Origin of the sequence: Oscillibacter sp. 1-3 (assembly GCF_000403435.2) — a bacterium.
GTDB lineage: Bacteria > Bacillota > Clostridia > Oscillospirales > Oscillospiraceae > Oscillibacter.
Genome location: NZ_KE159703.1, coordinates 800,546 through 826,853, shown reverse-complemented (window position 1 = coordinate 826,853; position 26,308 = coordinate 800,546). Strand labels below are relative to the sequence as shown.

The following is a 26,308-nucleotide window of genomic DNA, read 5'->3' as shown; positions in this document are numbered from 1 at the left end:
AAGGCAAGTATTTTCTCGAACTTTCTAAAAAATACATAGAAATCCGCCCCGCAAATAACCACCGTTTTAGTGGTCATTTGCGGGGCGGACTAGAATTTATTCAGACAAAACTCCCTCAGTTCCCGGAAATCAAATAATCATACAGCGCTTCCCCGGAAAGATTCTGTTCCCTTGCGGACAGAGCCAGCTCTACAAAAGCCTGATTCACGCCTGTTAAACTGATGTCCTGGGTCAGACGCTGATTCGTCTCCTCTAACAGATCATAAAAAGCCAAAACCCCCTCCAGGAATACATCTATATTCTCTACTCCAGCAGCGAGGAGCACCCGCTCCCTATAAAAAGCAGCCTGCTCATTCCATACCGTTGCATAGGACGCTCTTTGAAGCAGACAAACCCGAGAGCATTCAAACAGACCCTCAAAATCTTCAACCCGGAGGTAATATATCTCCGGCAGCGCGGAGCAAGACGGGTAATTTCCAGAATTTCGAATCTTCTCAACGAAGTTCAGCATTTTCTCACCGTATTGCCCGCTTGTATCCTGTGCCGTTGCGGCAACATACTCCACCTCATAGCGCTCAGGCTCAAATACGTCGCGCTTTGCGTAATCGGCCAGCCAGGATATAGCCTCATCAATATTGCTGGCATATCGAGTGGTATACTCCCGCCAGACAGTCTGCCGCATGCCCATAAGGCCGCCGAAAACCGCCAAATATGTCAGAAATCCCGCACAGACTGCCGCGCCGCCGGCCTTTGCCGCGCTTTCAGACAGCGGCCGGCCGTAAAGCGCCGCCGGGAGCAGGAGCAGGACAAAGGCGGCACATTGATATGCCTGAACTGAAAAATTGACCTCCATCAGACTGTGGGTATTGATCATCACCCAGCATGCCAAAAGCACAGCCGCCAGCATATCCCGCTCTTTTCGAAGCTGTCCGATCAGCAGGCACAAAACCCCGCCCAGGAAAGCCAAAAACGCCGCCAGACCCAGAAGTCCCATATCCGCCATGATCTGCAAAATATGGTTATGGACGTAGCGCGAGGTGTAATAGAAGGGCTGGACCGCCGGATAGAGATTATCCGTAGAGCCCAGGCCGTGCCCGAAAAGCGGGCTCTGAGTGAAAATCTTCCAGGCGTCTTTATCAAACTGGAGCCGCATCAGGAAGCTGTTGTCCTCAAAGGGATTTTCCTGCAGACGGCGGACGATCATCTCAGGCAGCAGCCGGTAGGACAGGGGAATCTCCGTGCCGTCAGAGAGCGTCGCACTGTGTATGATATTGCCCTCAGGCGCCCGAAAACGGAAAAAAACCCGGACCGCATCATCGGGAACTTCAAAGGTGATTTGATCTTCATAGCCATCATACAATTCCGTTTGGCTATTTGTCAGAGCCTGCTGCTCCGAGCGGCTGTAAATAACCACCCGGCAGTTTTCATCGCCTTCCCATTCAACAAAGAGCGTATACGCGCCGGGCTCCAGGGGCAATGCGCGATACAGGTTGTCCCCCTCTCCAAATACATATGCACCTTTTAAGTTGAGAGCCGCCACAGCAAACACAACTATGCATACCGCGACTGCGCCGACAGCCGCCGCCACAGCCTTGGTGCGGCCATACACTCCCCGCGCCAGCCGATCCCCAAGAAACCAATCCAGCAGGAAAATCGCCCCGCCGGAAACAATCGCCAGCACATTGGGAAGCGGGTTCCCCGGCTCCACCGCCGCGCCGGCCGGAAGCGAGACAACCAGCGTCACACCTGCGGCTATCACCAGCAGCAAAAAGAGACGAAAGCGCTCCCCCTTCCCTGCGGCAGCCAGCCACACCAAAAGAGAAATCCCAAAGCACAAAATGGCGCCGCGGCTGACGGACAATAAAATCCCCAAGGCGGAAGCGCTGACCAGCGCACAGGCAAGCAGCCTCTCCCACCACTTCTTCCCGGTCCGGGCCAGATAGAGGGATACCAGCGTCCCCAACGCCAAAATGCTGGCAGAGATATTGGCGTCGTTATAAATGCCGTTGACGCGGGCAATCGTATTTTCAATCTCCCCCCGATACATATAGGACTGTCCGAAGAGGTCCATTACGGAGCAGAAGATCTCATACAGGGGGCCCTCACACGCAAAGCTGGTACACAGCAGGCTCACCACGGCGCAGATCACCGCAAGGCCCCACAGCAGCGCCCGAACATGCCTCTTTTCAATCCGGAACAGCACCAGGGCCGCCACCGCAAAGGCGGCCAGTGCCCCCCGGAAATCCCGGACTGCCGAGCTGCCGAAAGGGGAATAGATCGCCGCCGCACCAAACAACAGCACAAAGACGGCAAACCCCAGCACCGGGACGCAGAAGCGCTCCTGGGCCAGACGCCAGGGGTTCCTTCCAAGACACACTATGAACGCAAGGAACGCCGCCCCCAGGGCAAAGGGCTCCGACCAAATGTGCATAGCAAAGAACAAGACAAGTGAAAACAGCGCGGCCTCAGCCGCATCCTGACGCGGCCCCGTCAGCGACAGGGACGCAGTCCGTTTCTTCTTCAAATGTACCCCTCCCAAAATTCGAGTCGTTACGATTGTATACTAAATCAACGCGCTTTTCAAGCCCGGGAAAGCGCGTGTGGCATCTTCACATAACAAATCTTCACATGTTTTTCTGATTTCATGCACGTTTTTATGCAACTCCTCCGAAAAAGGGCGGCTCAATTAGGCCTTGCTTGAAAAATGTCAAAACGCGAAAACGACAGACTTTTCCGCCGCTGCGCATTTTGCCATTTATCAAACAAGACCTGGAATTACCTTATTGAAAGGGGAAAATTTATGAAACAGACCGCTGTCTACAAGCTCTCCCAATGGGAGAAACCCGACCGCATCCAGATGGAGGATTTCAACAGCGACAACGCCAGAATCGAAGCCGCGCTGAAAGCCCACGAAGACTCTTTGGAGAGTATGAAAACCCACGCCGCAACCCTGAAAAACCACGAGGCAGCCCTGGCGGCCCTGAACACGGCCGTCTCCAAACGGGGCAACTGCCAGCTTCAGTTCATCACCTACAAGGGCACCAACGGCGGCACCGCTTCGAATCCGAAGACCCTGACCTTTGCCTACAAGCCGATGGCAATCTTTCTATTCAACAGCAGCAACCAATTTATCTGGGCAACCCGGGGAGCCACATACGTCGCGCTGGGCTTTGACAGCAGCAGCCCTGTTTCCATCACCTGGAACGACAGGTCCATCTCCTGGTACGGCGTCAGAGAATCTACCGGTATGGACAATCCCAACTATACCTATTACGCCCTAGTCCTGATGGATATATCCGCGACATCTTAGGCCTTGTTTGAAAAAAGTCAAAACGCCCAAACGGTGGATCTTTTTCCGCCATACGGCGTCAATTGCCCATGCAATCCTGACGGATTGCATGGGCAATTTTCTTGTCCTGCGAGGAATATCCTCGCCCATCCCGCTCCCCCGGTTATGAAAACGGGTTCTAAAAAAGGACATATGGGAACGCCCCAGAGAATCCCATCCGGCAATGGACGCGGCGCACTGTTGACAGAACGCAGCCTGCGGTGTACGATATTCTAAATACAGCAGGCGGCGCGGCGTTTTGCGAGGGAGTGTCCACTTCGCAGATTTTATGCAGGGGCCGGGCTCTGTCCCGGTGCGGCCGCCGGAAACCCGGCGTTTTCGGGAAAATGGGCGGGGACAGAGCCCCGCCCCTACAAAGCCACAGCCGTAAAACCTCAATCACAGATCATAAAATGCGCGGCCGGACACTTCCTTTTGCGATCCGCTCTTGACTTAGCCCCCGCTCTATGTTGTATAATATTAAAAATACAGTGTCTGAAAGAGAGAAGCCTATGGATCACTCCCGGTCCACAACCGAATTTCTCCTGGCCCAGTGCCGGCAGTACCCCGCCCTGCGCCCGCAGGACCTGCTGAAGGCCCTGCACCAGAGCGTGTTCGGCTGCGGCCACTTCGTCACGGACGAGGCGGCGGGCCTGCGTCTGCTCCGGGAGGAGCTGACTTCGCTTCCCGCCGGGGCGTACAGCCCCGCTCCGGAGATGCTGGACGGTCCCTTCTGCCGCCTGCACCTGCGGTTTCTGACGGAGAGCGGTCTTGCCCCCCGGACATTGTTCCGTCTCTTCGCCCTGTCCGCCAAAACTCCCGCCGGGGACGCGGCGGACCTGGAGGAAAAGCTCCGCTGCCTCCTGGACCTGGCCCGGGAGGGGCTGCTGCCCTTCTCCTGTGAGGACACGGTCCGGGCCGTGGAATCGTGGCGGGAGAGCGGATTTCCCGCCTGCCGTCACTCGGAGGAGTTCCGCAGGGCCTATGCCCCGGCCTACCGGGTGATCCGGCGGGAGTACGTCCGGCTCCTGCCCCTGCTGGCGGGCCTGGACCGGCAGCTTGCGGAGAAGGCCCGGGTCACCGCCGCCCTGGAGGGCGGCAGCGCCGCGGGCAAGACTACCCTGGCGGCCCTGCTGGAGCGGATCTACCCGGACTGCTGCGTGTTCCATATGGACGACTTCTTCCTCCGCCCGGAGCAGCGGACGGAGGCGCGTCTGGCGGAGTCCGGCGGGAATGTGGACTATGAGCGGTTCCTCCAAGAGGTTCTGGAGCCCCTGACCAGGGGGGAGACGGTTCAATACCGGCCCTATGACTGCCATACCCGGACAGCGGGCGGACCGGTCCCAATGGCTCCCGGGGCGCTGAATATCGTGGAGGGCGCGTACAGCATGCACCCGGCCCTGGCGGATTGCTACGGCCTCTCCGCCTTTCTGCGGATCTCCCCGGAGCTGCAAAGGCTCCGCATCCATAGGCGGAACGACCCGGAGGCCCGGGAGCGGTTTTTCAGCGCCTGGATTCCCCTGGAGCAGCGGTACTTTGACGCCACGGACGCGGCGGGCCGCTGCGATCTGATTCTGGAGGTGGACGGATGAAAGTAGTTGTGATCGACGGCCAGAGCGGCCGCATGGGCCAGGTGCTCATTGAGCGGATCAGGGCCGCCGCCCTGCCCTGTGAGATTGCGGCCGTTGGCACCAACGCCATCGCCACCTCCGCCATGCTCAAGGCCGGGGCGGACGCCGGCGCCACCGGGGAGAACCCGGTGGTGGTGAACTGCCGGGACGCGGACGTCATCGCCGGGCCCATCGGCATTCTGGCCGCCGACTCCCTGCTGGGAGAGGTGACCCCCGCCATGGCGCTGGCCGTGGGCCAGAGCCCCGCCCGGAAGCTGCTGCTGCCTGTGAACCACTGCAACAACGTGGTGGTGGGCACCCAGTCCATGACCCTCTCCAAACTCATGGACGAGGCGGTGGAGCTGCTGCGGGCCATGTGCCCGGAGACCTGATCGAGCGTAATTTCCCGGCCAAGCCGGAGATTGATATAGATGTCCCCGCACCCAATCGCGCCATGAAGGCGCGGCCTCCCGTTCAAGACGGCAGACACATCTGTTTGAAAGGGAGAACGAAACTATGAAAAATCTGAACACCAAGAACCTGGTCACGGCGGCTGTCTGCCTGGCCCTGTGCATGGTCCTGCCCTTCCTGACGGGGCAGATCCCCCAGATCGGCAGCGCCCTGAGCCCCATGCACATCCCCGTGCTGCTGGCGGGCTTCCTCTGCGGCCCCTGGTGGGCCATGGCGGTGGGGGCTGTGGCGCCCTTGCTGCGGTTCGCCCTGTTCCAAAAGCCCCCCATCTTTCCCACGGGACTGGCCATGTGCTTCGAGCTGGCGGCCTACGGCCTGGTAGCCGGCCTGCTGTACCGGCACCTGCCCAAGCGCCCCGCCAATATCTACGCCGCCCTTATCGGAGCCATGCTGGCGGGCCGGGTGGTCTGGGGCATTGTCCGCACGGTCCTGAGCGGCGTGTCCGGGGAGCCCTTCACCTGGACCATGTTCATGGCGGAGGCGTTTTTCAACGCCGTGCCCGGCATCATCGTCCACATTGTGCTGATTCCCCTGCTGGTGATGGCCCTGAAACGGGCCGGCTTCTTCGGGCGGACGGCCCCGCTCCCCGCCTGAGAACTCCAAAGACCCATGAACCGCCCCAGCGGCCAAGCCGCTGGGGCGGTTTTTCTTGACATCTGCCTCCTACAAGTGTAGTATACGGATATGACTACACTTGTAGGAGGCAGCGCCATGGCAAATTTATCAGACCGGGAGTGGACGGTCCTCACCGCCCTGTGGGCCTCCGGCGGCAGCACCCTGGGGGAACTGACGGAGGCCCTGCGGCCGGAGACCGGCTGGAGCCGGAACACGGTTTTGACCTATCTCACCCGCATGGAGGCCAAGGGGCTGGTGTCCATCCGCAAGGAGGGCTCGCCCCATGTCTACCGGGCCGCCCTGAGCCGGGAGGACTGCCAGGCCCGGGAGCGGGAGACCTTCCTTCGGCGGGTCTACCGGGGCGCCGCCGGGGATCTGGTGGCGGCGTTTTTGAAGGAGAGCCCCATCTCGTCTCAGGAGCGGGAGGAGCTGCGCCGCCTGCTGGACGAGATGGAGGTGTAGGCCTTGTTTGAAAAATGGCGGAATGCCCAACGGCGAGAGATGTTTTCGCCAATCAAGGCAAATTTTTGCAGGCGGGATGACGCCCGGCAAGAAAATTTAACGCAGAGTGCCGGATAAAGATCCGCCGTTTGGGCGTTTTGTCTTTTTTCAAACATGGCCTAGGCCTTTTTCTTGAAAAAGAACCAAAAAGAATTTCAGCGCGTTACGCACATGGGCAACCTCTCTGCCCTGCCGCCGGGCGGCGCGGCGCTGTCCAAAACGGTCCTACAGATTAGGAGGTCTCTATGTCCGATATTTGGTCTTTTCTCTTGCAGACCCTCACCGCCTCCGGGGCGGCGGCGGTGCTCCTGGCCGTCAAGGCCATGCTGCGGGACAAGCTGTCCCCCCGGTGGCAGTTCGCCGCGTGGGGGATGCTGGCCCTGGTGCTGGCGGTCCCCGCGGGCCTTGGGGGGCGGTATGCCCTGTTGAACTGGCCTCTGGCGGTGGAGTTTCTGCGCTCCCTCCTCACAGAGGAGTTCGGCGTCCTCACCCGGGTGTCCGCCCCTGTGCCCCTGCCTCAGTTTGCAGGGCCTCCCCGGACCGGAGCGGAGTGGGCCTACATCGTGTATCTGGCCGGCACAGTGTTTTTCCTGGGCCGGTACGCCGTCTCCTACCTCCGCCTGCGGCTGGCCCTGCGGCGGGGAACCCCCGCCGGGGAGGCCCGGGCCGCCCTGATTCGGGAGACGGCGGAGCGGTACGGCCTGCCTGTCTGCCCCGCCGTGGAGGTGGAGGGGCTTCCTTCCGCCTTCATCTGCGGGGTGCTTCGGCCCGTGCTGGCCCTGCCGGCCGGGGAGGAGACGGACGAAAAGGTCCTGCTCCACGAGCTGCTGCACCTGCGGCACCGCGACGCCGCCTGGGGGCTTTTGATCTGCCTCCTGCGGTGCGTCCACTGGTGCAACCCCCTGCTGTGGTACTGCGCAGATCTGGCGGGGAACGACCTGGAGTCCCTCTGCGACCAGCGGGCGTTGGAGCGGCTGGAGGGAGAGGACCGGCGGGACTACGGCCGCATCCTCCTGAGCATGGCCAACGAGAAGTACGCCCGCGCGCCCGGCACCTCCTCCATGGCCAACGGCGGAAAAAACATCCGCCGCCGGATCGAGGCCATCGCCCGGTTTAAGAGATACCCCTCCGGCATGGCGCTGGCCAGCGTGTGCGTGGCGCTGGTGCTGGCAGGGCCCTGTCTTGTGGGCACCCGGGCCCAGAGCGTCTACACAGGCGGCGGCCCTCTCCCCCAGCGCCTGCGGGCCTATGCCGCTATGGCCTCCGCCCGCACCACGCCCTGCACCACCTATGCAGGGGCCTTTGACGCCTACGCCAAGGCGGTGCTGAGCCAGTGCGGCATATTCCGGGCCATGTGCGCGCCCCTCTCGGAGCAGGACACTCTGGCGGCGGAGCTGCGGCCAGCTGCGGACGGCAACAATCTCTATTATCACTTTGCGGCTTCCAGCCTGCTCTGGAGCAGCGGACTGGAGGCGGAGGCCGACCCCCAGTACGGCTACCGGATCTACAACCTCCGCCCTGTGGAAAACGGCGCTTACGAGGGGCTTTTGGCGGTGGGTGTGGAGTGGTCGCCGCTGCTGGGCCAGTGGGACGGCACCGTACACAGCCGGTATCTTGCCGCCCAGCCCCTCCGAGCGGAGAATCAGGGCGGCCGGTGGGTCATCCTGCCCCTGGGGGACTTCCAGGTGGTCCAGGGAGATGAGCGAACCACCGGAAACCTGGGCCTGCCCGCCTGGGTCTACGAGGCCCAATGCGGGGACTTTACCCTGCGGATGCGGTACCAGACCGTTGCTTACGCAGAGGTAAAATCGGTGCGGACGGGCGCTTTTCCCACCAACGCATGGACTTTTGACATCACGCCCCAGCCCAGCGGGCAGTTTATAAACGGTTATTACAGCACAGACCTCACCGCCGTCTACAAGGGCGCCCCGGCGGACCGGGACTCCATCCGCAGCGTGGGCGTCTCCTGCGCCCCGTGGTCTTTTGGAGACCAGCGCCCGGAGCTGCGGAGCCCGGGGACAGGATATTCCACCGGCTCCAGCAGCGATGGAGGCGAGTGGGGCACCACAGACACCTTCAACTGGGCGATGCACGGCAATGAGATCCCCCTGGGCGGAGGCGGCGGCGGGGGCAGCGGCGGCAGCGAGCCCTGGGAGTACCTGCCCCCGGACTGCTATGCCGCGGACTTCTACCTGAACGGAGAAAAAATCGGGGAGCTGACGCTGCTCCCCGTGGAAGGAGGCCTCCAATGACCGACCGGCAGACCATGTATGAGGGCCTGTCCCGCACGGCCTGGGGATACCTCTTTCTCTGCGTGGACTTCAACCTGGGCAATGTCAGCATCCTGCCCCGGTTCGCGGGGTGGCTGCTGTTCCTCTCCGCCATTGAGAAGCTGAAGGAGGAGCGGCGGGACCTGGCCCTCCTGCAGCCCCTCGGCGTCCTGATGGCGCTGTGGACCGGGGCGGACTGGCTGGCCTCCTGGGCCGGGAGGGACGTGGACGGCCTCTTCCCGCCCCTGGACCTGGTGATCGCGGCGGCCCAGCTCTACTTCCTCTTCCAGTTCCTCACCGATCTGGCGGCCCTGGCGGAGACTTATCACCCGGAGGGGAGGCTACTGAGCCGGCAGATCCTCCTCTGCCGCACCGTGCAGACCGTTCTGGTGACGCTGTTCAGTCTCGCGCCTTACCTGCCCGCGGGGCCGTCCAACGATGTCACCGGCGTCGCCGTCTTGATCCTGGCGGCGGGGTACTGCATCCTGGGGCTCTGGCTGATGATCTCCCTGTTCAGCCTGCGGCGCGCCTTCCAGGACGCCGCGCCCCCGCCCCTTCCCCCCGGCCCGGGGGGCGGCGCCGGGGAAATCTGACCCTTGTGCCGGAGCGGGAGATGTGGTATCATAGAAAGGGGAGATATGTCGATTTTTGCCGAAGGTCCCAAACCGGCGGCAAACATCCCGTGTTTTCCCATAGAATGTACGGAAACCCCAAATTCAAATTGTGAGGAGGTCCCTGAAATGCTTGACGCCATTCTTACTTTCCTGCCTGTTGTAATCGCAGTGGTCATTATTTTGATTCTGCTGCTGATGGGCTACGTCAAGGCCCCGCCGGATCAGGCCTACATCATCTCCGGCCTGAAAAAGGACGGCAAGGTTTTGATCGGCCGGGCCGGAATCAAGATCCCCTTCTTCGAGCGGCTGGATAAGCTGTACTTAGGCCAGATGACCGTGGACATCAAGACGGAGCAGTCTGTCCCCACCAACGACTTCATCAACGTCAACGTGGACGCCGTGGCCAAGGTGCGCATCTCCCCCACGCCGGAGGGCATCAAGCTGGCGGCCAAGAACTTTCTGAACAAAAAGGCCGCAGACATCACCCGGGACCTCCAGGACTCCCTCCAGGGCAATATGCGCGAGATCATCGGCACGCTGTCCCTCAAGGAGATCAACACCGACCGGGACTCCTTCTCCGATCAGGTGATGCAGAAGGCCTCCAAGGACATGGATAAGCTGGGCATTGAAATTCTCTCCTGCAACATCCAGAACGTCACCGACGAAAACGGCCTCATCCGGGACCTGGGCGCGGACAACACCTCCCTCATCAAGAAGAACGCCGCCATCGCCAAGGCCCAGGCGGATCGGGACGTGGCCATCGCCCAGGCGGAGGCCGACAAGGCCGCCAACGAGGCCCGGGTCCTCTCCGACACGGAGATTGCCCGGATGAACAACGAGCTGGAGATCAAGAAGGCGGAGCTGAAAATCATCTCCGACACCAAAAAGGCCGAGGCGGACGCCGCCTACACCATCCAGCAGCAGGAGCAGCAAAAGAGCATTGAGACCGCCACGGTCAACGCCCAGATCGCCAAGGCCGAGCGGGATGCGGAGCTGAAAAAGCAGGAGGTGGAAATCGCCAAGCAGAAGCTGGACGCGGAGATCCGCGCCCAGGCGGACGCCGAGCGCTACCGCATGGAGCAGGAGGCCCAGGCGGACCTCTTCAAGCGCCAGAAGGACGCCGAGGCCAAGCGTTACGAGGAGGAGCAGGCCGCTGAGGCCGCCAAGAAGGCCGCCGAGGCCGCCAAGTACGCCAGGGAGCAGGAGGCCGCCGGCATCGCCGCCGTGGGCAAGGCGGAGGCCGAGGCCATCCAGGCCAAGGCCCTGGCGGAGGCGGAGGGCATCGACCGCAAGGCCGAGGCCATGAAGAAGTACGGCCAGGCCGCCATGGTGGAGATGGTGATGCAGGCCCTGCCGGACATCGCCCGGAACGTGGCGGAGCCCCTTTCCAAGGTGGAGAAGATCACCATGTACGGCGAGGGCAACAGCGCCAAACTCCTCCAGGACATCATCAACGGCACCACCCAGATCACCGAGGGCTTTACCGAGGGCATGGGCATCGACATCAAATCCCTTCTCTCCGGCCTGCTGGGCGGAAAGATCGCCGCGGGAGACGGCAGGGACGGCCAGACCGTCATCAACATCTCCGGCGGCGAGGCCGTGCAGGAGGCGCCCGCCCCTGAGGAGCCGGAGGCGTGATCTGCAGGGGCTTTGCCCCCGCACTCCCACCGCCGCCGTCGGAAGAAACTCCTCTGCTCTTTCCTTCTCTCCCCGTGCGGCCTGCTTTGCCCAGCTCGCGCGGGGACCCCGGAGAGGACAGCCCTAAACCTTATCACTTATAGACCATGTCTGCTCTCCATAAAAATTCCACTGACAGTCCATCAGGCGCTGATGGGGTAACAGCCGCTCCCACTACGATGAGATATGGTGTATCTTTACCATAATACCATGTTTTATTTTGTAACTATTGAAACCCATTATAATTTTTGATATAGTGCTTTTTGCCGAAACAAAATTCGCCAATCAGTTTGTAATGGGAGGGGACAGAATGCTGCAACCAAGATCTAACACACTTCAATACAATATGCTAATTTCGGATATAGAACAGGGGATTATCAAGATTCCACAGTTTCAGCGAAAATTTGTATGGACGTTGGAACAGACTGCTAACCTGTTAGACAGTATTCTAAAAGGGTATCCAATTGGCACATTCATTTTATGGCAGACGGGTGAAAAGCTGCGCTCTATCCGCAATATTGGCAACATCGCTCTACCCGACACACCGGAGGGCCGTTTTGTACAATATGTTTTGGATGGCCAGCAGCGTATGACGAGTCTATATGTGTCCTTAAAGGGTGCGAAAATAGCGGATGACAATGGAAAAGATATTGACTACGGCGAAATATATGTAGACTTTGAAGCATCTTTGGACGAGCCTGTTGTTACTACGGATGTTTCTGGAAGAAATCCAGATGAGATTATAAAATTCACCGATCTGCTCAATGGCGGCTATGCTCTTGGCGAAAAATACCCTAATTACCTCGACAAGCTGGATGATTATTCCAGCGCTTTCAAAACCTATCAATTTCCGATTATTCTTGTTGTAAATGCTCCTATTGACATTGCTACGGAGATTTTCACTAGAATCAATGTGGGCGGTAAACCGCTGTCAGTGTTTGAAATTATGGTGGCAAAAACATATGATGCCGCCCGTAATTTTGATTTATCCGAAAAATATGAAGAACTGATTGCTAAGCTGGAGGGCGTTAGTTACGAGACAATCTCAGAATCCACTGTGCTGCAGGCCGTTTCGGTGTGCCTTGTGAAGGAATGCGACAAAAAGCATATACTGCAATTGGATAAAAACAAATTCATTGACATTTGGGATGATGTGATAGACGCTTTTGAAATGGCAGTAGATTACTTTAGAACCTTTTTCCGAATTCCAGTCTCGCAATTGCTTCCGTATGACGGCCTGCTTGTACCATTTACTTACTATTTTTATAACCATAAGAACAAGCCCCTTGGAACACAGCGGGACTTCCTTCAGGACTACTTTTGGAGAGTAGTTCTCAGTTCTCGATTTTCTAACGCACTCGAAACAAAAATCGGGCAGGACATACGGCGGATTGACAAAATATTGCAAGATGTTCCGCCGGAATATGAAGAACCGGTGGACATTACTGCCGATTACATCCGTGACCATGGATACTTTTCTCCTGGAACAGCATACATCAAAGGTTTTTTGTGCCTGCTGGCCTATCAACAGCCACAGTCTCTTGCGGACAATGCGCTGGTAACTATCGATAATAGTTGGTTGAAACAGGCCAACAGCAAAAATTATCACCACTTTTTCCCCAAGGCGTATCTGCTGAAAATGGGAAAAGATATGTCTCGGATCAATCACATTGCTAACATTACAATTGTTGATGACTTCCTGAATAAACGAACTATCAGAGATAAGTCTCCTTCACGGTATATTGCTGATTTTCAAAAATCCAATCCACAGTTGGAAACGGCATTGAAGACGCACTTGATTGGTGATCCCCAAAGCTGGGGAATTTTCTCCGATGATTACGATCTGTTTGTCCAAAAGCGCTTGGAGTGTTTCAGCGAAGAGCTCAAGAAACGGCTGATACTGCGCGTTTCTGACCGCTGCTAAGCGAGAACTCATATTTACTTGAGTATGGATGATCAATCAATGCAAAACCAACGCATTTCAAATAGAACGAGGTCACAGGAAATTACCTGCGACCTCGTTTTATTTTGAAATGCACAATGATAGTTTGCCAGCTGATGTCCGGTATAGCTTCTTACCGCTACAAATGCAAATATCGGGGAATCTTTTACGCGGATTTCAGATGTGCTCCCGGATCAGGCGGCCCATCTCCCGGCAGCCCACCAGCTTTCCGCCGCCCTGCATGATGTCGCCGCAGCGCCAGCCCTCTTTCAGCACGGCGTCCACCGCGGCCTCCACGGCGTCGGCCTCCGCCGCCATGTCGAAGCTGTACCGCAGCATCATGGCCGCCGCCAGCACGGTGCCGATGGGGTTGGCCTTGTCCTGGCCGGCGATGTCCGGCGCGGAGCCGTGGATGGGCTCGTACATCCCCCGGGCGCCCTCCCCCATGCTGGAGGAGGGGATCATGCCGATGGAGCCGGTGATCTGGCTGGCCTCATCGGAGAGGATGTCGCCGAAGAGGTTCTCCGTCACGATCACGTCAAACTGGCTGGGGTCCCGGACGATCTGCATGGCGGCGTTGTCCACGTACATGTGGAGAAGCTCCACGTCCGGGTACTCCTCCGCCACCGCCGTCACGGTCTTCCGCCACAGGCGGGAGGTGTCCAGCACGTTGGCCTTGTCGATGGAGGTGACCCGCTTCCGCCGCTTCCGGGCCATCTGGAAGGCCACATGGGCCACCCGGCGGATCTCGTGCTCCGTGTAGCTCATGATGTCCACGGCCTTCTGCTCGCCGTCCACCGTCTCGGTGGTGTGCTGTCCAAAGTACACGCCGCCGATCAGCTCCCGCACCACCACAAAGTCAATGCCCCGGGCGGCGATGTCCGAGCGCAGGGGACAGGCGGCGGAGAGGTCGGGAAACATCCGGGCGGGCCGGACGTTGGTGTAGAGGCCCATGGCCTCCCGCAGCTTCAAAAGGCCCCGCTCCGGGCGGTTGGCGGAGGGCTGGGCGTCCCACTTGGGGCCCCCCACGGCCCCCAGCAGTACGCTGTCGGATGCCAGGCAGGTCTCCAGGCTGGAATCCGGCAGGGGCACGCCGAACTCGTCGATGGCGCAGCCGCCCATGGGGGCCTCCTTGTATGTGAAGGTGTGGCCGAATTTTTGGGCCACGGCGTCCAGCACGCCCAGGGTCTCCCCCACGATCTCCGGGCCGATGCCGTCGCCCCGGATCACGGCAATGGTCTTGTTCATGTCCGCGCCTCCTTTGCCTTCAAGGATGCCATCAGGCCGCCGGAGGCAATGATCTCCTTGATGAAGTCCGGGAAGGGCTCCGCCTGATAGGTCTCGTTTTTCGTCACGTTTGTGATGACGCCGGTGTCAAAGTCCACGGAGACCTCGTCCCCGTCGCCGATGCCCTCGCTGGCGGCGGGACACTCCAGAATCGGCATGCCGATGTTGATGGCGTTGCGGAAGAAGATGCGGGCGAAGTTTTTTGCGATGACGCAGGAGACGCCGGCGGCCTTGATGGCAATGGGGGCGTGCTCCCGGGAGGAGCCGCAGCCGAAGTTCAGCCCCGCCACCATGATGTCTCCGGGTTTGCTTTTGCTCCGAAAGTCCTTGTCGATGTCCTCCATGCAGTGGGCGGCCAGCTCCGCGTGGCTCTGGGTGTTGAGATACCGGGCCGGGATGATGACGTCGGTATCCACGTGGTCGCCGTACTTATGGGCAGTTCCGTGTGCGTTCATTTCAGCACCTCCTCAGGATGAGCGATATGTCCGGCGATGCCGGAGGCCGCGGCCACGGCGGGGGAGGCCAGATAGACCTCGCTGTCCACATGGCCCATGCGGCCCACAAAGTTGCGGTTGGTGGTGGAGACGCACCGCTCTCCCGCCGCCAGGATGCCCATATGGCCGCCAAGGCAGGGCCCGCAGGTGGGGGTGGAGACGATGCAGCCCGCGTCCAGGAAGATGTCCGTATAGCCCCGGTGCATACACTCCCGGTACACACTCTGGGTGGCGGGGATGATGATCCCCCGGACATCGGGGGCCAGACGGCGGCCCTTCAAAATCTCCGCCGCCGCCGCCATATCCGGCAGCTGGCCGTTGGTGCAGGAGCCGATGACGATCTGGTCAATGGCGATGTCCCTCCCCTCCCGGGCGCTGCGGGCGTTCTCCGGCAGGTGGGGATAGGCCACGGTGCAGTCCACCTGGTCAAGGTCGATCTCCACCGTGCGCTCGTACTCCGCGTCGCCGTCGGCCTCCACGGCCTCCCAGGGGCGGCGTACCCGGTCCGCAACATAGGCCCGGGTGATGTCGTCCACCGGCCAGATGCCGTTTTTCGCCCCGGCCTCAATGGCCATGTTGGAGATGGTCAGCCGGTCGTAGATGGTGAGCTCCCCCACGCCGGGACCCGTGAACTCCAAAGACTGGTAGAGGGCGCCGTCCACGCCGATCATGCCGATCAGGGTCAGGATCACGTCCTTGCCGGAGACGTGGGGCCGCAGCCTGCCCGTCAGGTTCACCCGGATGGCGGAGGGCACCTTGAACCAGGTCTCCCCCGCCGCCATGGCGGCGCCCATGTCCGTGGACCCCACGCCGGTGGAGAAGGCGCCCAGGGCGCCGTAGGTGCAGGTGTGGGAGTCGGCGCCGATGACGGCCTCGCCGGGGGCCACCAGGCCCTGCTCCGGCAGGAGGGCGTGCTCGATGCCCATGGTTCCCACGTCGTAGTAGTGGTCGATGTCAAACCGGCGGGCAAAGGCGCGGCACTGCTTGCATTGGGCGGCGGCCTTGATGTCCTTGTTGGGGGCGAAGTGGTCCATCACCAGGGCAATCCTGCTCTTGTCAAACACCCGGTCAAAGCCCGCCGCCTCAAACTCGTTGATGGCAACGGGGGTGGTGATGTCATTGCCCAGCACCAGGTCCAGCCGGACCTGGATCAGCTGCCCGGGGCGGACGCTGTCCAGTCCTGCGTGGCGGGCCAGGATCTTTTGTGTCATAGTCATTCCCATCGTCTCGTACTCCTTGCATTAGTCGGGGGCCGTGCCGGCCTCAATGATCTTGTTGATGCTGTTGACATAGGCCCGGATGGAGGACTCCAGAATATCGGTGGACAGGCCCGTGCCGGTATAGGACTCGCTGCCGTCGGTGACCTTCACCACGGCCTCACCGATGGCGTCCTCGCCGTCGGTGACGGCGTTGAGGCTGAAGCTCTCCAGCTTGATGTCCATGCCCAGCATCCGGTTGATGGCCTTGAAGGCGGCGTCCACGGGACCGGAGCCGATGGCCACCTCCTCCATCATCTCCCCGTCCCGCTCCAGCTTGACATAGGAGGTGGTGGGCAGGACGTCGCTGGTGCTGGTGTTGATGGAGTGTCCCACCAGGCGGCAGGTGGGATTGATGTTGTTGCGGCGGTGGAGCACCAGGGCCTCCAGGTCAGAGCCGGTGATGTTTTTCTTCTTATCCGCCATGACCTTGAAGCGGGTGAACACGCTCTCCAGCTCCTCGTCCGTCAGCTCGTAGCCCATGGACTCCAGCTTCTCCCGCAGGGCGTGCTTGCCGGAGTGCTTGCCCAGCACCATGGTGTTCTGGGGAATGCCCACGTCGGTGGAGTTCATGATCTCGTAGGTCTGGGCGTTGGCGATGACGCCGTGCTGGTGGATGCCGGACTCGTGGGCGAAGGCGTTGGCCCCCACAATGGCCTTGCTGGGGGGGATGGGCACGCCGGTGATGTTGCTGAGGAGCTTGCTGGAGCGGTAGATCTGCTTTGTGTTGACGCCGCTCTCCGCGCCGTAGAAGTCCCTGCGGGTGTGGAGGGCCATGACGATCTCCTCCATGCTGGCGTTGCCCGCCCGCTCGCCGATGCCGTTGACGGTGCACTCCACCTGGCTGGCCCCGGCCTGGATGCAGGAGAGGGTGTTGGCCACGGCCATGCCCAGGTCGTTGTGGCAGTGGACGGAGATGTCCACGTTTTCAACGCCCTTGACATTCTCCCGCAGATAGCGGATCAGGTCCCCCATCTCCTGGGGGGTGGAGTAGCCCACGGTGTCGGGAACATTCAGTGTCGTGGCCCCGGCGGCCACGGCGTTGGAGTAACACTGGGCCAGAAACGCCCAGTCGGACCGGGAGGCGTCCTCGGCGGAGAACTCGATGTCGCCGCACTTGGCCCTGGCGTAGGCCACCATCTCGCTGATGCGGGCGAGGACCTGCTCCCGGGTCATCTGGAGCTTATACTCCATGTGGATGTCGCTGGTGGCGAGGAAGACGTGGATGCGGGGATGCGCGGCATCCTTCACCGCGTCCCAGGCGGCGTCGATGTCGCCCTTGACGCACCGGGCGAGGCTTGCCACCGTGCAGCTCTTCACAGCCCTGGCGATCTTCTGCACGCTCTTGAAGTCCATGGGGGAGGCGATGGCGAAGCCCGCCTCGATAATGTCCACCCCCAGCTTCTCCAGCTGGCGGGCCATCTCCACCTTCTCGGGGAGGTTCATGCTGCACCCCGGGGACTGCTCGCCGTCCCGCAGGGTGGTGTCAAAAATTTTAATGCGCCTCATAGATCATTCCTCCTGACGATTGTTCAAAGCCGGCACAGACAGCAAAAAAGCCTCCATCCCTTCTCACTTGAAGAGACGAAAGCCCAAACTTCCGCGGTACCACTCTCATTGGCAAAAACTGCCCGCTCCCGGAATCGGTACGGCGCCGCCGCGCGAATCCCGCCCCTTTGGTAACGGTGGGGAAACCCGTTCCCGCCTAACCCCAACGGCTCAGCGGGAATACTCGAGGGCCAGTGACGTCCTTTTCCCTTCCGCGCCGCCTCGCAGCGACCGGCGGCTCTCTGAAGCGCTCCAGGAGGACTTTTTCCCTGTCATCGTATCTGTGCGTTTTGCTTTTTTAATAAATTACAGGACTTCGCCCGGTTTGTCAAGCCCAAATTTTTGGCGGAAGCGTCCGGCCGGGCATTTTACCGTCCGGAATTTTGGTTTTGCGGCAGGGGCGGGGCTCTGTCCCCGCCCGTTTTCCCGAAGAGCCAGGTTTCCGGCGGACGGGCCGGGACAGAGCCCGGCCCGTCCTGGGGATTTTTTGGTCCGCTGGTCATACCACGCCCGGCGTTGTCTGAAAATTTTATCAGCTCACGCCCCCGGCGCCCTCCCGCCTTTATTGTCGCATTTTACTATAAAGAGAACTTTTGACCCGGATACATTCGTGAAATCATCCAGAATCAGCCGGGCGGCAAATTTTTTTATTGCGCTTTGGCTCCACGGCAGGTATAATAGCAAAACAAGACAGGCATCGAGGAGGGTTTCCCATGACCGGTACGTTCGCTCTCAACAGCATTCTGGTACTTCACATTATTCTGGCTCTGGTTCTGATTACCGGAAAACAGAATAGTGCGCCTGGTCATGCGCAGAGAGCGAATACGGGCCCCGGTTCCCGCTCATTCTAGTTGGAACCGCCGGAAACCGCAGTCGAACTTTTGAAAGTCCGTGACCCGGCCAGGGTCACGGGCTTTTTCCATTCATCCGGTACTACCGCCGTCAGACGAGGGCGTAGCACGATAGATTGCAAAACACCATTTTTTAGGAGGAATACGGAATATGGCAAAGATGTATTATGAGAAGGACTGCGACATCAGCAAGCTGGACGGCAAGAAGATCGGCATCATCGGCTACGGCTCCCAGGGCCACGCCCACGCCCTGAACCTGAAGGAGTCCGGCTGCGACGTGTGCGTGGGCCTGCGGCCCGGCAGCGCCAACCAGGCCAAGGCGGAGGCCGCCGGGCTGAAGGTCATGAGCGTGCCCGAGACCGCCAAATGGGCCGACATCATCATGATCCTCATCAACGACGAGGCCCAGGCCGACATGTACAAGCAGGACATTGCCCCTAACCTGGAGGCCGGAAACGCGCTGATGTTCGCCCACGGCTTCAACATCCACTTCAAGCAGATCGTTCCCCCCGCCGATGTGGACGTGCTGATGATCGCCCCCAAGGGCCCCGGCCACACCGTCCGCTCCACCTACGTCAACGGCAAGGGCGTGCCCTGCCTGCTGGCCGTGGAGCAGAACGCCACCGGCAAGGCCGCGGACATCGGCCTTGCCTACGCCGCCGGCATCGGCTGCGCCCGGGGCGGCGTAATGGAGACCACCTTCCAGGACGAGACCGAGACCGACCTCTTCGGCGAGCAGGCCATCCTCTGCGGCGGCGTGGTGGAGCTGATGAAGCTGGGCTTTGAGACCCTGGTGGAGGCCGGATACGCCCCGGAGAACGCCTATTTTGAGTGCATCCACGAGATGAAGCTCATCATCGACCTCATCAACAAGGGCGGCGTGGCCATGATGAACTACTCCATCTCCGACACCGCCGAGTTCGGCGAGTACGTCTCCGGCAGCCGCATCCTGCCCTACGAGGAGACCAAGAAGAACATGAAGGCCGTCCTCACGGACATCCAGGACGGCACCTTCGCCGGCCGCTGGATCGCGGAGAACAAGAGCTTTGGCCGCACCTTCTTCAACGCCAAGCGGGCCCAGCTGGCCAAGCACCCCATGGAGACCGTGGGCGCGGAGCTGCGGCGCAACATGCTCTGGGGCAACGACACGGACCCCGACACCGCCTCCAACTGACGCCAAACGAACGGGGTCCCAGCCGGCGGCTGGGACCCTGCTTCCTATAAATTCTGCTCTAAGTACTGTTTGACCGCCTCGATCTTCTGGGAATCCGACAGAACGTCCCCGTCTTCATAGACAATGCCCTGTATGGCGGTCAGGCGGCTGCTCAGATCCCGGTGCATAGCTTTTTCAAAACCGTCCATATCAAAGCCGGTGATCTCCAATTTGATTTGACTTCCGCGCAAAAACTCTGAAAGATTTTTCTGCAAAATGCCCATATTTCATTTCCTCCATACAAATTGGCGCACAACTCGTGGTGCATAAATTCTACAATACCTGCAACACAATGTAAAGTACAATTTGTATTGCAGGTGAGAATATGACCAAAAAATTCAAGATACCGGCTGTCCCCAAGACCACGCCAAAAAACATCCGGTTCCCCAATGAGGTAATTGAGGGTGTGGAGAAGGCGATTCAGGGCACAGAAACCAGCTTCTCCGCTTTCGTGATCGCGGCCACCAGATGGGCCCTGGAGAGCCTGGAGGAGGATGATGATCCGGCGGACGAATAAATCATCGCAGCCAGGCCATCCCCCGGAAATACAAATTTGACAGAATACAATGGATACAGGAGGCTTTTCCTATGCGTTCCGATGTAGTGAAATCCGGCATCCCCGCCGCCCCCAACCGCTCGCTGCTCTACGCCCTGGGCTACACCAAAGAGGAGCTGGAGCGGCCCCTGATCGGCGTGGTGTGCTCCTATAACGAGATCGTCCCCGGGCACATGAACCTGGACAAGATCGCCGAGGCCGTCAAGGCCGGCGTCCGAGCCGCCGGGGGCACCCCGGTGGAGTTCCCCGCCATCGCCGTGTGCGACGGCATCGCCATGGGCCACGTGGGCATGAAGTACTCCCTGGTGACCCGGGACCTCATCGCCGACTCCACCGAGGCCATGGCCATGGCCCACCAGTTCGACGGCCTGGTGATGATCCCCAACTGCGACAAAAACGTGCCCGGCCTCCTGATGGCCGCCGCCCGGGTGAACGTGCCCGCCATCTTCGTCTCCGGCGGTCCCATGCTGGCGGGGCGGCTGAACGACGGCCGCCGCACGTGCCTGTCCCACATGTTCGAGGCCGTGGGCGCCTACTACGCCGGGAAGCTGGACGCGGACGGCGTGGAGGAGTACGAGAACAACGCCTGCCCCACCTGCGGCTCCTGCTCCGGCATGTACACCGCCAACTCCATGAACTGCCTCACCGAGGCCATCGGCATGGCCCTGCGGGGCAACGGCACCATTCCGGCGGTGTACTCCGCCCGGCTGCGCCTTGCAAAGCACGCCGGCATGAAGATCATGGAGCTGGTGGAGAAGAACATCCGCCCCCGGGACATCATGACCGCCGCCGCCTTCCACAACGCCGAGACCGTGGACATGGCCCTGGGCTGCTCCACCAACACCATGCTCCACCTGCCGGCCATCGCCCACGAGTGCGGCATCGAGCTGAGCTTCGACATGGCCAACGAGATCAGCGAAAGGACCCCCAACCTCTGCCACCTGGCCCCCGCCGGGGACACCTATATGGAGGACCTGGACCGCTCCGGCGGCGTGTACGCCGTCATGGCGGAGCTGTGTAAAGCGGATCTACTAGACACCTCCTGCCTCACCTGCACAGGAAGGACCGTTGCGGAGAATCTGGAGGGCGTGGCGAACCGGGACGAGACGCTGATCCGGCCCATCGAAAACCCCTACTCCAAGACCGGCGGCATCGCCGTGCTCAAGGGCAACCTGGCCCCGGACGGGTGCGTTGTGAAGCAGTCCGCCGTGGCCCCTGAAATGATGGTCCACGAGGGCCCCGCCCGGGTCTTTGACAGCGAGGAGGAGGCCATCGAGGCCATCTACGCCGGAAAGATCGCGGCCGGAGATGTGGTGGTCATCCGCTATGAGGGCCCCAGGGGCGGCCCCGGCATGCGGGAGATGCTGAACCCCACCTCCGCCATTGCCGGCATGGGGCTGGACAAGGACGTGGCCCTCATCACCGACGGCCGCTTCTCCGGCGCGACCCGCGGCGCGTCCATCGGCCACGTCTCCCCGGAAGCGGCCTCCGGCGGCCCCATCGGCCTGGTGGAGGAGGGCGACCGCATCGCCATCGACATTCCCGCCCACACCATCACTTTGAAGGTCTCCGACGAGGAGCTGGCCCGGCGGAAGGCCGCCTGGGTCTGCCCGGAGCCCAAGATCAAGACCGGGTATCTGGCCCGGTACGCCAGAATGGTCTCCTCCGCCGACAGGGGAGCCGTGCTGGGCTGATTCCCAAAAATACGCCTCCCCGCAGCGGGCGGCGGCAATCCATATAAAGGAAGTGGCGTAATGTATCGAGATGTGGCGCGCCTTTTGATGTACAGCGATCTGGGGGAGGACAGCATCCTCCTCCGCCTCTCGGAGATCCTCCGGGACTGGGAGCGGGGCGGCTTTGACCGGGACGAGCTGGTCCGGCGAATCAGCAAAGAGATCAAGCGTCTTTTGGAGCTGGGCACCGTCTGCGGGTTTGACGAGAACCTGTGGCACTGCTACCTCACATGGCTGCTGATGACCAACCGGAACGCCTTCACCCTCACCTGCGAGCGCTCCGGCGGCCGGGAGGGCACCGTCAACGGCTTTGTCAAGGCCGACTTTGCCTTCTTCCTCCGGCTGTTCCGCTACGACTTTTCCCCCATTGAAAAGGACCTTGGACTCGACTGCTTCACCGTCATCTCCCATTACAGCGCCCTGCCCAAGCGGGAGCGGATGTACAACCGGGACGTGAGCTGGCAGGTGCGGGTCCTCAGCCGCGCCCTGGCCCAGGCCCGGGACGAGGAGGACGTCTTCTCCCTGCTGACCAGCTACTACCGGCAGTACGGCTTCGGCCTCTTCGCCATGAACCGGGCCTTCCGCATCCAGGGCCACGGGCGGGAGCTGGAGTTCCTGCCCATCACCAACGTGGACCGGGTGATGCTGGAGGACCTGCTGGGCTATGAGAAGCAGAAGGAGGAGCTCCGCCGGAACACTGAGGCTTTTCTGGACGGCAGGCACGCCAACAACGTGCTGCTCTACGGCGACGCCGGCACCGGCAAATCCACCAGCGTCAAGGCCCTGGTCAACGAGTATTTCAGCCGGGGCCTGCGGATGATCGAGATCTACAAGCACCAGTTCGGGGACCTCTCCGCCGTGCTGGCCCAGGTGAAGAACCGAAATTACCGCTTCATCATCTTCATCGACGATCTGTCCTTTGAGGAGAACGAGGTGGAGTACAAGTTCCTCAAGGCCGTCATCGAGGGCGGCGTGGAGACCCGGCCGGACAATGTGCTGATCTACGCCACCTCCAACCGCCGCCATCTCATCCGGGAGACCTGGAACGACCGCACGGACATGGAGCACCACGGCGACATCCACCGCTCCGACACAGTGGAGGAGAAGCTGTCCCTCTCCGCCCGGTTCGGCGTCACCATCAACTACAACGCCCCCACCCCCAAGGAGTATCAGTCCATCGTCCTGGCCCTGGCCCGGCGGCAGGGCGTCCGGATGGAGGAGAAGGAGCTGCTGGCCTTGGCCAACGCCTGGGAGGTCCGCCACGGAAGCTTTTCCGGCCGGGTGGCCCAGCAGTTTGTCAACTACGTCGAGGGGCTGAACAGGGGGCCGTTTACATAAGACAAATCTGCGGGGATTCCGAGGGAATTTTTCCGGGCGCAGGGAGAGAACCGCGGAAACGCTTTGTGTATTCGAGATTTTTTAACGCGGCCGGCGGCGATTTGGGCCGCGGCGATGCGTGCCGGGCGACAGGCACGGCTTTTGAATCGACAACCGCCCTCCGGCTGTGCCGGAGGGCGGTTGTCCTGCAGACGCGGCGCGGAACGCCGGGCTCCGCCCGGACCCGCCAGGGCTTTGCCCTGGCCCTGCCGCCCTTTGAAAAGGGCGGCCCTAAACATGATCCGTCTTTTTCACCAATGCCTCCCGCTCCCGGGGGGACAGGAGGGTGATGGCGCCGTAGGCCCCGTCGAACCCCGCCCGCAGCTCCACCTGCCCCCGCCGCAGGCGGCGGATGCCCTCCGCAACCAGCGGCCCCGCCGCCTGGGCGATGTCCGCAATGGATGCCTCCCGGAGGATGCGGAACTCCGGCCCCAGCGCTCCCAGCAGCGTCTCGTATACCGCCGCCGTCTTCTTCCCCGCCGGGGAGAAACCCGTGGAGGCGGCGATCACCTCCGGCAGCGGCGCCAGGCTCTCAAAGGGCTTGGCCTCCGGTGGCCGGAAGCCGGCGGGACGCGCCGCCAGCTCCTCCACGCGGTGCTCCACGCCAACGGTCAGCTTCTTCCCGCACACCGGGCAGAGCCCGCCCCGGGCCAGCGTCTCCTCCGGCGTCAGGCATACGCCGCAGCTCCGGTGGCCGTCCAGATGGTACTTCCCCTCCTCCGGGAAAAACTCGATGGTGCCGCCAAAGCCCTCTCCGGTGCGGATAGCCCGGACCAGGGCCGGATAGGTCCGCTCCGTCTCCAGGAGGTTGGCCTCCCGGCCCAGCTTCGCCGGGGAGTGGGCGTCGGAGTTGGAGACCAGGGTCAGACCGTCCAGGGCGGGGACCCGCCAGTTCATGGGCGGGTCCGAGGACAGGCCCGTCTCCACGGCGCGGATGCGGGGCGCGAGGTCTCCGAAGCACTCCTCCACCGTGCTAAAGCCGGTGAAGGCCCCGAACATAGAGAAGTGGGGCGTCCAGATGTGGGCGGGAATCAGCTCCGCCTCCGGACAGATCTCCAGAACCATCTCCAGCAAACGGCGGCTGTCCAGGCCCAGAATGGGCCTGCCGTCGGAGCGGATGTTGCCCACGGCCTCCAGCCGGGCGGAGAGGGCCTCCGCCGCCTCCAGGGAGGGCAGGAGGATCAGGTTGTGGACCCGGCGGGTTTTGCCGTCCTGCTTGTAGATGGAGCTGATCTCCCCGGTGACGGCAAACCGGGGAGATACCCCCGCCGGGGCCTCCGGCAGGCGGTACTCCTCCCGCAGGACATAGACCCCCTCCTCCGCCGGGGCCAGCTGCTGCCGCAGCTCCGCCCGCCAGGCCGGGTGGGTAAAGTCCCCGGTGCCCACAAGGCCGATGCCCTTGCATCGGGCCTGCCGGTCCAGATGGGGCAGATCGCAGTCCCGGCTGGTGGCCCGGGAGAAGCGGGAGTGGATGTGAAGGTCGGCGATGTACATGGCGGCGCTCCTTATTACAAAGATCAACGCCATTATAGCGCATTTTTGTCCCCCGCGCAATGCGCCGGGGACTGCAGGCGCGCCGCATTTGGGGCGTTATATAATGCTAAGAGCGCCCTTCGGGCGCTCTTAGCGCGGTATGCCGTACTGTCCCGTCACCGGGTCCTGCCACAGGGCGATATGGGGCGGACGGAAGGTGCAGAAGACAAAGGCGAACATCAGCCCCCACAGCACCGCCAGTCCCGCCACCTGCCGCCAAAGGGCTCCCCGCCGTCCGCGGCGCAGCAGCCAGCTGTCCAGGGCAAACAGCCCCGCGTCCGCCAGGTAGAAGACGGCGATGTTGGCCCAGTCAACGAAAAAGCCCAGAACGCCGGTGTAGGTATAGAACAGAACCGGTATCAGCGCCAGCCCCGCCAGGGTGGAGAGGGCCCGGCTCCACAGCAGATGGGGGCAGTCCCGCCCCAGGACGCATACCTGGACCACGGAGAGGAGAAACACCGGCACAAACAGCAGCTTCATGTGCTCCCAGGTGGATTCGTTGACGGCGGAAAAGGCCGCCGCCGCGGGATTCCGCCCGCTCCAGTCGTAGACAAAGTGGAGCGCCGCCCCCAGCGCCCCCGTGAACAAAAAGCCCCCCAGCTCCCAGAAAAACAGACGTCTCCGCATAACCGCCTCCAAAGCGCAAAATTGGAAAAAGGATTTGCAGTTCCATTTTCTCCGCTTTTTTCAGGATTATGCGGAGCAGCGGCGTTCCAGACCCGGCGGAGCATTTTTCCGGACGCGCTTTTGCCGTTTTGCCAGGGAAAATATTCCGGAGGCGCAAGGAAATCTTTGCTTTTTCCCGGGAATGTGCTATACTGCCAGAGGGTAGATCCCCTTTCAAAAAATAAAACGCGAGGTGTATATAATGGAGCAGCCCATGGATCTGACTGAAAAGCTCCTGCGCAGGGAAGATAAATATAAGGGCATCCTGATGGATGTCCACGTGGACACGGTGAAGCTGCCCAACGGGGAGACCTCCCTCCGGGAGGTGGCGGACCACACCGACGGCGTGGCGGTCCTGCCCCTGGACGAGCGGAACAACGTGCTGGTGGTGAGCCAATACCGATATGTCTTCGGCAGGACCACGCTGGAGATCCCGGCGGGCAAGCTGGACGACGGCGAGGAGCCGGCGGCCGGCGCCCTGCGGGAGCTGGCGGAAGAGACCGGCGCGGTGCCGGAGGTGTTTTTGCCCCTGGGCCGCCTGCTGCCCTCTCCCGGCTGCTTCGGGGAGACGCTGCACCTCTTCCTGGCCCGGGGACTGCGGATGGAGGCCCAGCATCTGGACCCGGACGAGTTTTTGAACGTGGAGCGGGTGCCCTTTGACGAGATGGTGCACCGCTGCGTCAGCAGCGAGATCGAGGACGCCAAAACCGTGGCCGCCGTTCTGCGGGCCAAGGTGCTCCTGAACCTGTAACAGTAACCCGGAGGT

General features: G+C 61.3%; 22 protein-coding genes and 1 other annotated feature. Of the genes, 14 read left to right on the top strand and 8 right to left on the bottom strand.

What is annotated here, in order from left to right; genetic code table 11:
• Positions 1-115: 115 nt before the first annotated feature.
• Entirely contained in the window at positions 116-2,524 is a 2,409-nt protein-coding gene (locus tag C816_RS04030) for an O-antigen ligase family protein (RefSeq protein ID WP_016321135.1), read from the bottom strand.
• A 276-nt stretch (positions 2,525-2,800) separates the two neighbouring features.
• On the opposite strand from C816_RS04030, the gene C816_RS04025 reads away from it, so the two are divergent.
• The 9 genes from C816_RS04025 to C816_RS03985 all read left to right on the top strand — a co-directional run bounded on the left by C816_RS04025 (position 2,801) and on the right by C816_RS03985 (position 13,010).
• Complete coding sequence (locus tag C816_RS04025) at positions 2,801-3,310, top strand: hypothetical protein (RefSeq protein WP_016321134.1); 510 nt, start codon at positions 2,801-2,803, stop codon at positions 3,308-3,310.
• 530 nt (positions 3,311-3,840) lie between these two features.
• Positions 3,841-4,920 carry a uridine kinase family protein gene (locus C816_RS24170; protein ID WP_016321133.1) on the top strand — a complete coding sequence of 360 codons (1,080 nt, stop codon included), beginning with the start codon at positions 3,841-3,843 and terminating at the stop codon, positions 4,918-4,920.
• Positions 4,917-5,330 carry a DUF3842 family protein gene (locus tag C816_RS04015; RefSeq protein WP_016321132.1) on the top strand — a complete coding sequence of 138 codons (414 nt, stop codon included), beginning with the start codon at positions 4,917-4,919 and terminating at the stop codon, positions 5,328-5,330. The genes C816_RS24170 and C816_RS04015 overlap by 4 nt, the downstream gene beginning before the upstream one ends.
• 124 nt (positions 5,331-5,454) lie before the next feature.
• Positions 5,455-6,003, top strand: coding sequence for an ECF transporter S component (locus C816_RS04010; RefSeq protein WP_016321131.1), 549 nt, complete (start codon positions 5,455-5,457; stop codon positions 6,001-6,003).
• Between the two features lie 117 nt (positions 6,004-6,120).
• Positions 6,121-6,486 carry a BlaI/MecI/CopY family transcriptional regulator gene (locus tag C816_RS04005; RefSeq protein WP_016321130.1) on the top strand — a complete coding sequence of 122 codons (366 nt, stop codon included), beginning with the start codon at positions 6,121-6,123 and terminating at the stop codon, positions 6,484-6,486.
• Between the two features lie 284 nt (positions 6,487-6,770).
• Positions 6,771-8,777: a M56 family metallopeptidase gene (locus C816_RS04000; protein WP_016321129.1), complete on the top strand. Its 2,007-nt coding sequence runs from the start codon at positions 6,771-6,773 to the stop codon at positions 8,775-8,777.
• Entirely contained in the window at positions 8,774-9,388 is a 615-nt protein-coding gene (locus C816_RS21560) for a hypothetical protein (protein ID WP_016321128.1), read from the top strand. The genes C816_RS04000 and C816_RS21560 overlap by 4 nt, the downstream gene beginning before the upstream one ends.
• Before the next feature lie 147 nt (positions 9,389-9,535).
• Complete coding sequence (locus C816_RS03990) at positions 9,536-11,047, top strand: flotillin family protein (protein ID WP_016321127.1); 1,512 nt, start codon at positions 9,536-9,538, stop codon at positions 11,045-11,047.
• Between the two features lie 349 nt (positions 11,048-11,396).
• Positions 11,397-13,010: a GmrSD restriction endonuclease domain-containing protein gene (locus C816_RS03985; protein WP_016321126.1), complete on the top strand. Its 1,614-nt coding sequence runs from the start codon at positions 11,397-11,399 to the stop codon at positions 13,008-13,010.
• 195 nt (positions 13,011-13,205) lie between these two features.
• Here C816_RS03985 and leuB read toward each other — a convergent pair whose 3' ends face one another.
• From leuB to C816_RS03965, 4 genes are read right to left on the bottom strand one after another with little or no spacing between them, the layout of a single operon-like run.
• On the bottom strand, positions 13,206-14,276 hold the full coding sequence (gene leuB, locus C816_RS03980) for a 3-isopropylmalate dehydrogenase (protein WP_016321125.1): 1,071 nt from the start codon (positions 14,274-14,276) through the stop codon (positions 13,206-13,208).
• Positions 14,273-14,770, bottom strand: coding sequence for a 3-isopropylmalate dehydratase small subunit (leuD, locus tag C816_RS03975; protein ID WP_016321124.1), 498 nt, complete (start codon positions 14,768-14,770; stop codon positions 14,273-14,275). The genes leuB and leuD overlap by 4 nt, the downstream gene beginning before the upstream one ends.
• Entirely contained in the window at positions 14,767-16,032 is a 1,266-nt protein-coding gene (gene leuC, locus C816_RS03970) for a 3-isopropylmalate dehydratase large subunit (protein ID WP_016321123.1), read from the bottom strand. Before leuC ends, leuD begins: the two co-directional genes overlap by 4 nt.
• An 18-nt stretch (positions 16,033-16,050) precedes the next feature.
• Positions 16,051-17,574 (bottom strand): 2-isopropylmalate synthase, encoded by a 1,524-nt coding sequence (locus C816_RS03965; RefSeq protein WP_016321122.1) that lies wholly within the window; start codon positions 17,572-17,574, stop codon positions 16,051-16,053.
• A 68-nt stretch (positions 17,575-17,642) separates the two neighbouring features.
• Positions 17,643-17,898, bottom strand: a binding site (T-box leader).
• Between the two features lie 717 nt (positions 17,899-18,615).
• Here C816_RS03965 and ilvC point away from each other — a divergent pair.
• On the top strand, positions 18,616-19,638 hold the full coding sequence (gene ilvC / locus C816_RS03960) for a ketol-acid reductoisomerase (protein WP_016321120.1): 1,023 nt from the start codon (positions 18,616-18,618) through the stop codon (positions 19,636-19,638).
• A gap of 44 nt (positions 19,639-19,682) precedes the next feature.
• Here the strand turns inward: ilvC and C816_RS03955 are convergent, their stop codons facing one another.
• Complete coding sequence (locus C816_RS03955; RefSeq protein WP_016321119.1) at positions 19,683-19,901, bottom strand: hypothetical protein; 219 nt, start codon at positions 19,899-19,901, stop codon at positions 19,683-19,685.
• A 101-nt stretch (positions 19,902-20,002) separates the two neighbouring features.
• On the opposite strand from C816_RS03955, the gene C816_RS03950 reads away from it, so the two are divergent.
• The 3 genes from C816_RS03950 (at position 20,003) to C816_RS03940 (ending at position 23,304) form a co-directional block, all read left to right on the top strand.
• Complete coding sequence (locus C816_RS03950; protein ID WP_016321118.1) at positions 20,003-20,194, top strand: YlcI/YnfO family protein; 192 nt, start codon at positions 20,003-20,005, stop codon at positions 20,192-20,194.
• A 71-nt stretch (positions 20,195-20,265) separates the two neighbouring features.
• Positions 20,266-21,927 carry a dihydroxy-acid dehydratase gene (gene ilvD / locus C816_RS03945; RefSeq protein ID WP_016321117.1) on the top strand — a complete coding sequence of 554 codons (1,662 nt, stop codon included), beginning with the start codon at positions 20,266-20,268 and terminating at the stop codon, positions 21,925-21,927.
• Between the two features lie 60 nt (positions 21,928-21,987).
• Positions 21,988-23,304 carry an ATP-binding protein gene (locus tag C816_RS03940; protein ID WP_016321116.1) on the top strand — a complete coding sequence of 439 codons (1,317 nt, stop codon included), beginning with the start codon at positions 21,988-21,990 and terminating at the stop codon, positions 23,302-23,304.
• A gap of 270 nt (positions 23,305-23,574) precedes the next feature.
• On the opposite strand, the gene C816_RS03935 is transcribed toward C816_RS03940, so the two are convergent.
• Positions 23,575-24,870, bottom strand: coding sequence for an endonuclease Q family protein (locus tag C816_RS03935; RefSeq protein WP_371254349.1), 1,296 nt, complete (start codon positions 24,868-24,870; stop codon positions 23,575-23,577).
• Positions 24,871-24,966: 96 nt separating this feature from the next.
• Positions 24,967-25,503: a DUF6512 family protein gene (locus C816_RS03930; RefSeq protein ID WP_016321114.1), complete on the bottom strand. Its 537-nt coding sequence runs from the start codon at positions 25,501-25,503 to the stop codon at positions 24,967-24,969.
• A gap of 253 nt (positions 25,504-25,756) precedes the next feature.
• Here C816_RS03930 and C816_RS03925 point away from each other — a divergent pair, with 253 nt between their 5' ends.
• Positions 25,757-26,293, top strand: a complete 537-nt coding sequence (locus C816_RS03925) for an NUDIX hydrolase (protein ID WP_040654875.1) — start codon at positions 25,757-25,759, stop codon at positions 26,291-26,293.
• Positions 26,294-26,308: the final 15 nt, after the last annotated feature.

Excerpts from the sequence above, each read along its gene's own strand:
- C816_RS03955 (WP_016321119.1), bottom strand. The coding sequence starts at position 19,901 with ATGGGCATTTTGCAGAAAAATCTTTCAGAGTTTTTGCGCGGAAGTCAA.
- C816_RS03990 (WP_016321127.1), top strand. The coding sequence starts at position 9,536 with ATGCTTGACGCCATTCTTACTTTCCTGCCTGTTGTAATCGCAGTGGTC.
- C816_RS03925 (WP_040654875.1), top strand. The coding sequence starts at position 25,757 with ATGGATCTGACTGAAAAGCTCCTGCGCAGGGAAGATAAATATAAGGGC.
- ilvD (WP_016321117.1), top strand. The coding sequence starts at position 20,266 with ATGCGTTCCGATGTAGTGAAATCCGGCATCCCCGCCGCCCCCAACCGC.
- C816_RS03940 (WP_016321116.1), top strand. The coding sequence starts at position 21,988 with ATGTATCGAGATGTGGCGCGCCTTTTGATGTACAGCGATCTGGGGGAG.
- C816_RS04000 (WP_016321129.1), top strand. The coding sequence starts at position 6,771 with ATGTCCGATATTTGGTCTTTTCTCTTGCAGACCCTCACCGCCTCCGGG.
- C816_RS04010 (WP_016321131.1), top strand. The coding sequence starts at position 5,455 with ATGAAAAATCTGAACACCAAGAACCTGGTCACGGCGGCTGTCTGCCTG.
- C816_RS04015 (WP_016321132.1), top strand. The coding sequence starts at position 4,917 with ATGAAAGTAGTTGTGATCGACGGCCAGAGCGGCCGCATGGGCCAGGTG.
- leuD (WP_016321124.1), bottom strand. The coding sequence starts at position 14,770 with ATGAACGCACACGGAACTGCCCATAAGTACGGCGACCACGTGGATACC.
- C816_RS21560 (WP_016321128.1), top strand. The coding sequence starts at position 8,774 with ATGACCGACCGGCAGACCATGTATGAGGGCCTGTCCCGCACGGCCTGG.
- C816_RS24170 (WP_016321133.1), top strand. The coding sequence starts at position 3,841 with ATGGATCACTCCCGGTCCACAACCGAATTTCTCCTGGCCCAGTGCCGG.
- C816_RS03950 (WP_016321118.1), top strand. The coding sequence starts at position 20,003 with ATGACCAAAAAATTCAAGATACCGGCTGTCCCCAAGACCACGCCAAAA.
- C816_RS03935 (WP_371254349.1), bottom strand. The coding sequence starts at position 24,870 with ATGGCGTTGATCTTTGTAATAAGGAGCGCCGCCATGTACATCGCCGAC.
- ilvC (WP_016321120.1), top strand. The coding sequence starts at position 18,616 with ATGGCAAAGATGTATTATGAGAAGGACTGCGACATCAGCAAGCTGGAC.
- leuB (WP_016321125.1), bottom strand. The coding sequence starts at position 14,276 with ATGAACAAGACCATTGCCGTGATCCGGGGCGACGGCATCGGCCCGGAG.
- C816_RS03965 (WP_016321122.1), bottom strand. The coding sequence starts at position 17,574 with ATGAGGCGCATTAAAATTTTTGACACCACCCTGCGGGACGGCGAGCAG.
- leuC (WP_016321123.1), bottom strand. The coding sequence starts at position 16,032 with ATGGGAATGACTATGACACAAAAGATCCTGGCCCGCCACGCAGGACTG.
- C816_RS04005 (WP_016321130.1), top strand. The coding sequence starts at position 6,121 with ATGGCAAATTTATCAGACCGGGAGTGGACGGTCCTCACCGCCCTGTGG.
- C816_RS03930 (WP_016321114.1), bottom strand. The coding sequence starts at position 25,503 with ATGCGGAGACGTCTGTTTTTCTGGGAGCTGGGGGGCTTTTTGTTCACG.
- C816_RS04025 (WP_016321134.1), top strand. The coding sequence starts at position 2,801 with ATGAAACAGACCGCTGTCTACAAGCTCTCCCAATGGGAGAAACCCGAC.
- C816_RS03985 (WP_016321126.1), top strand. The coding sequence starts at position 11,397 with ATGCTGCAACCAAGATCTAACACACTTCAATACAATATGCTAATTTCG.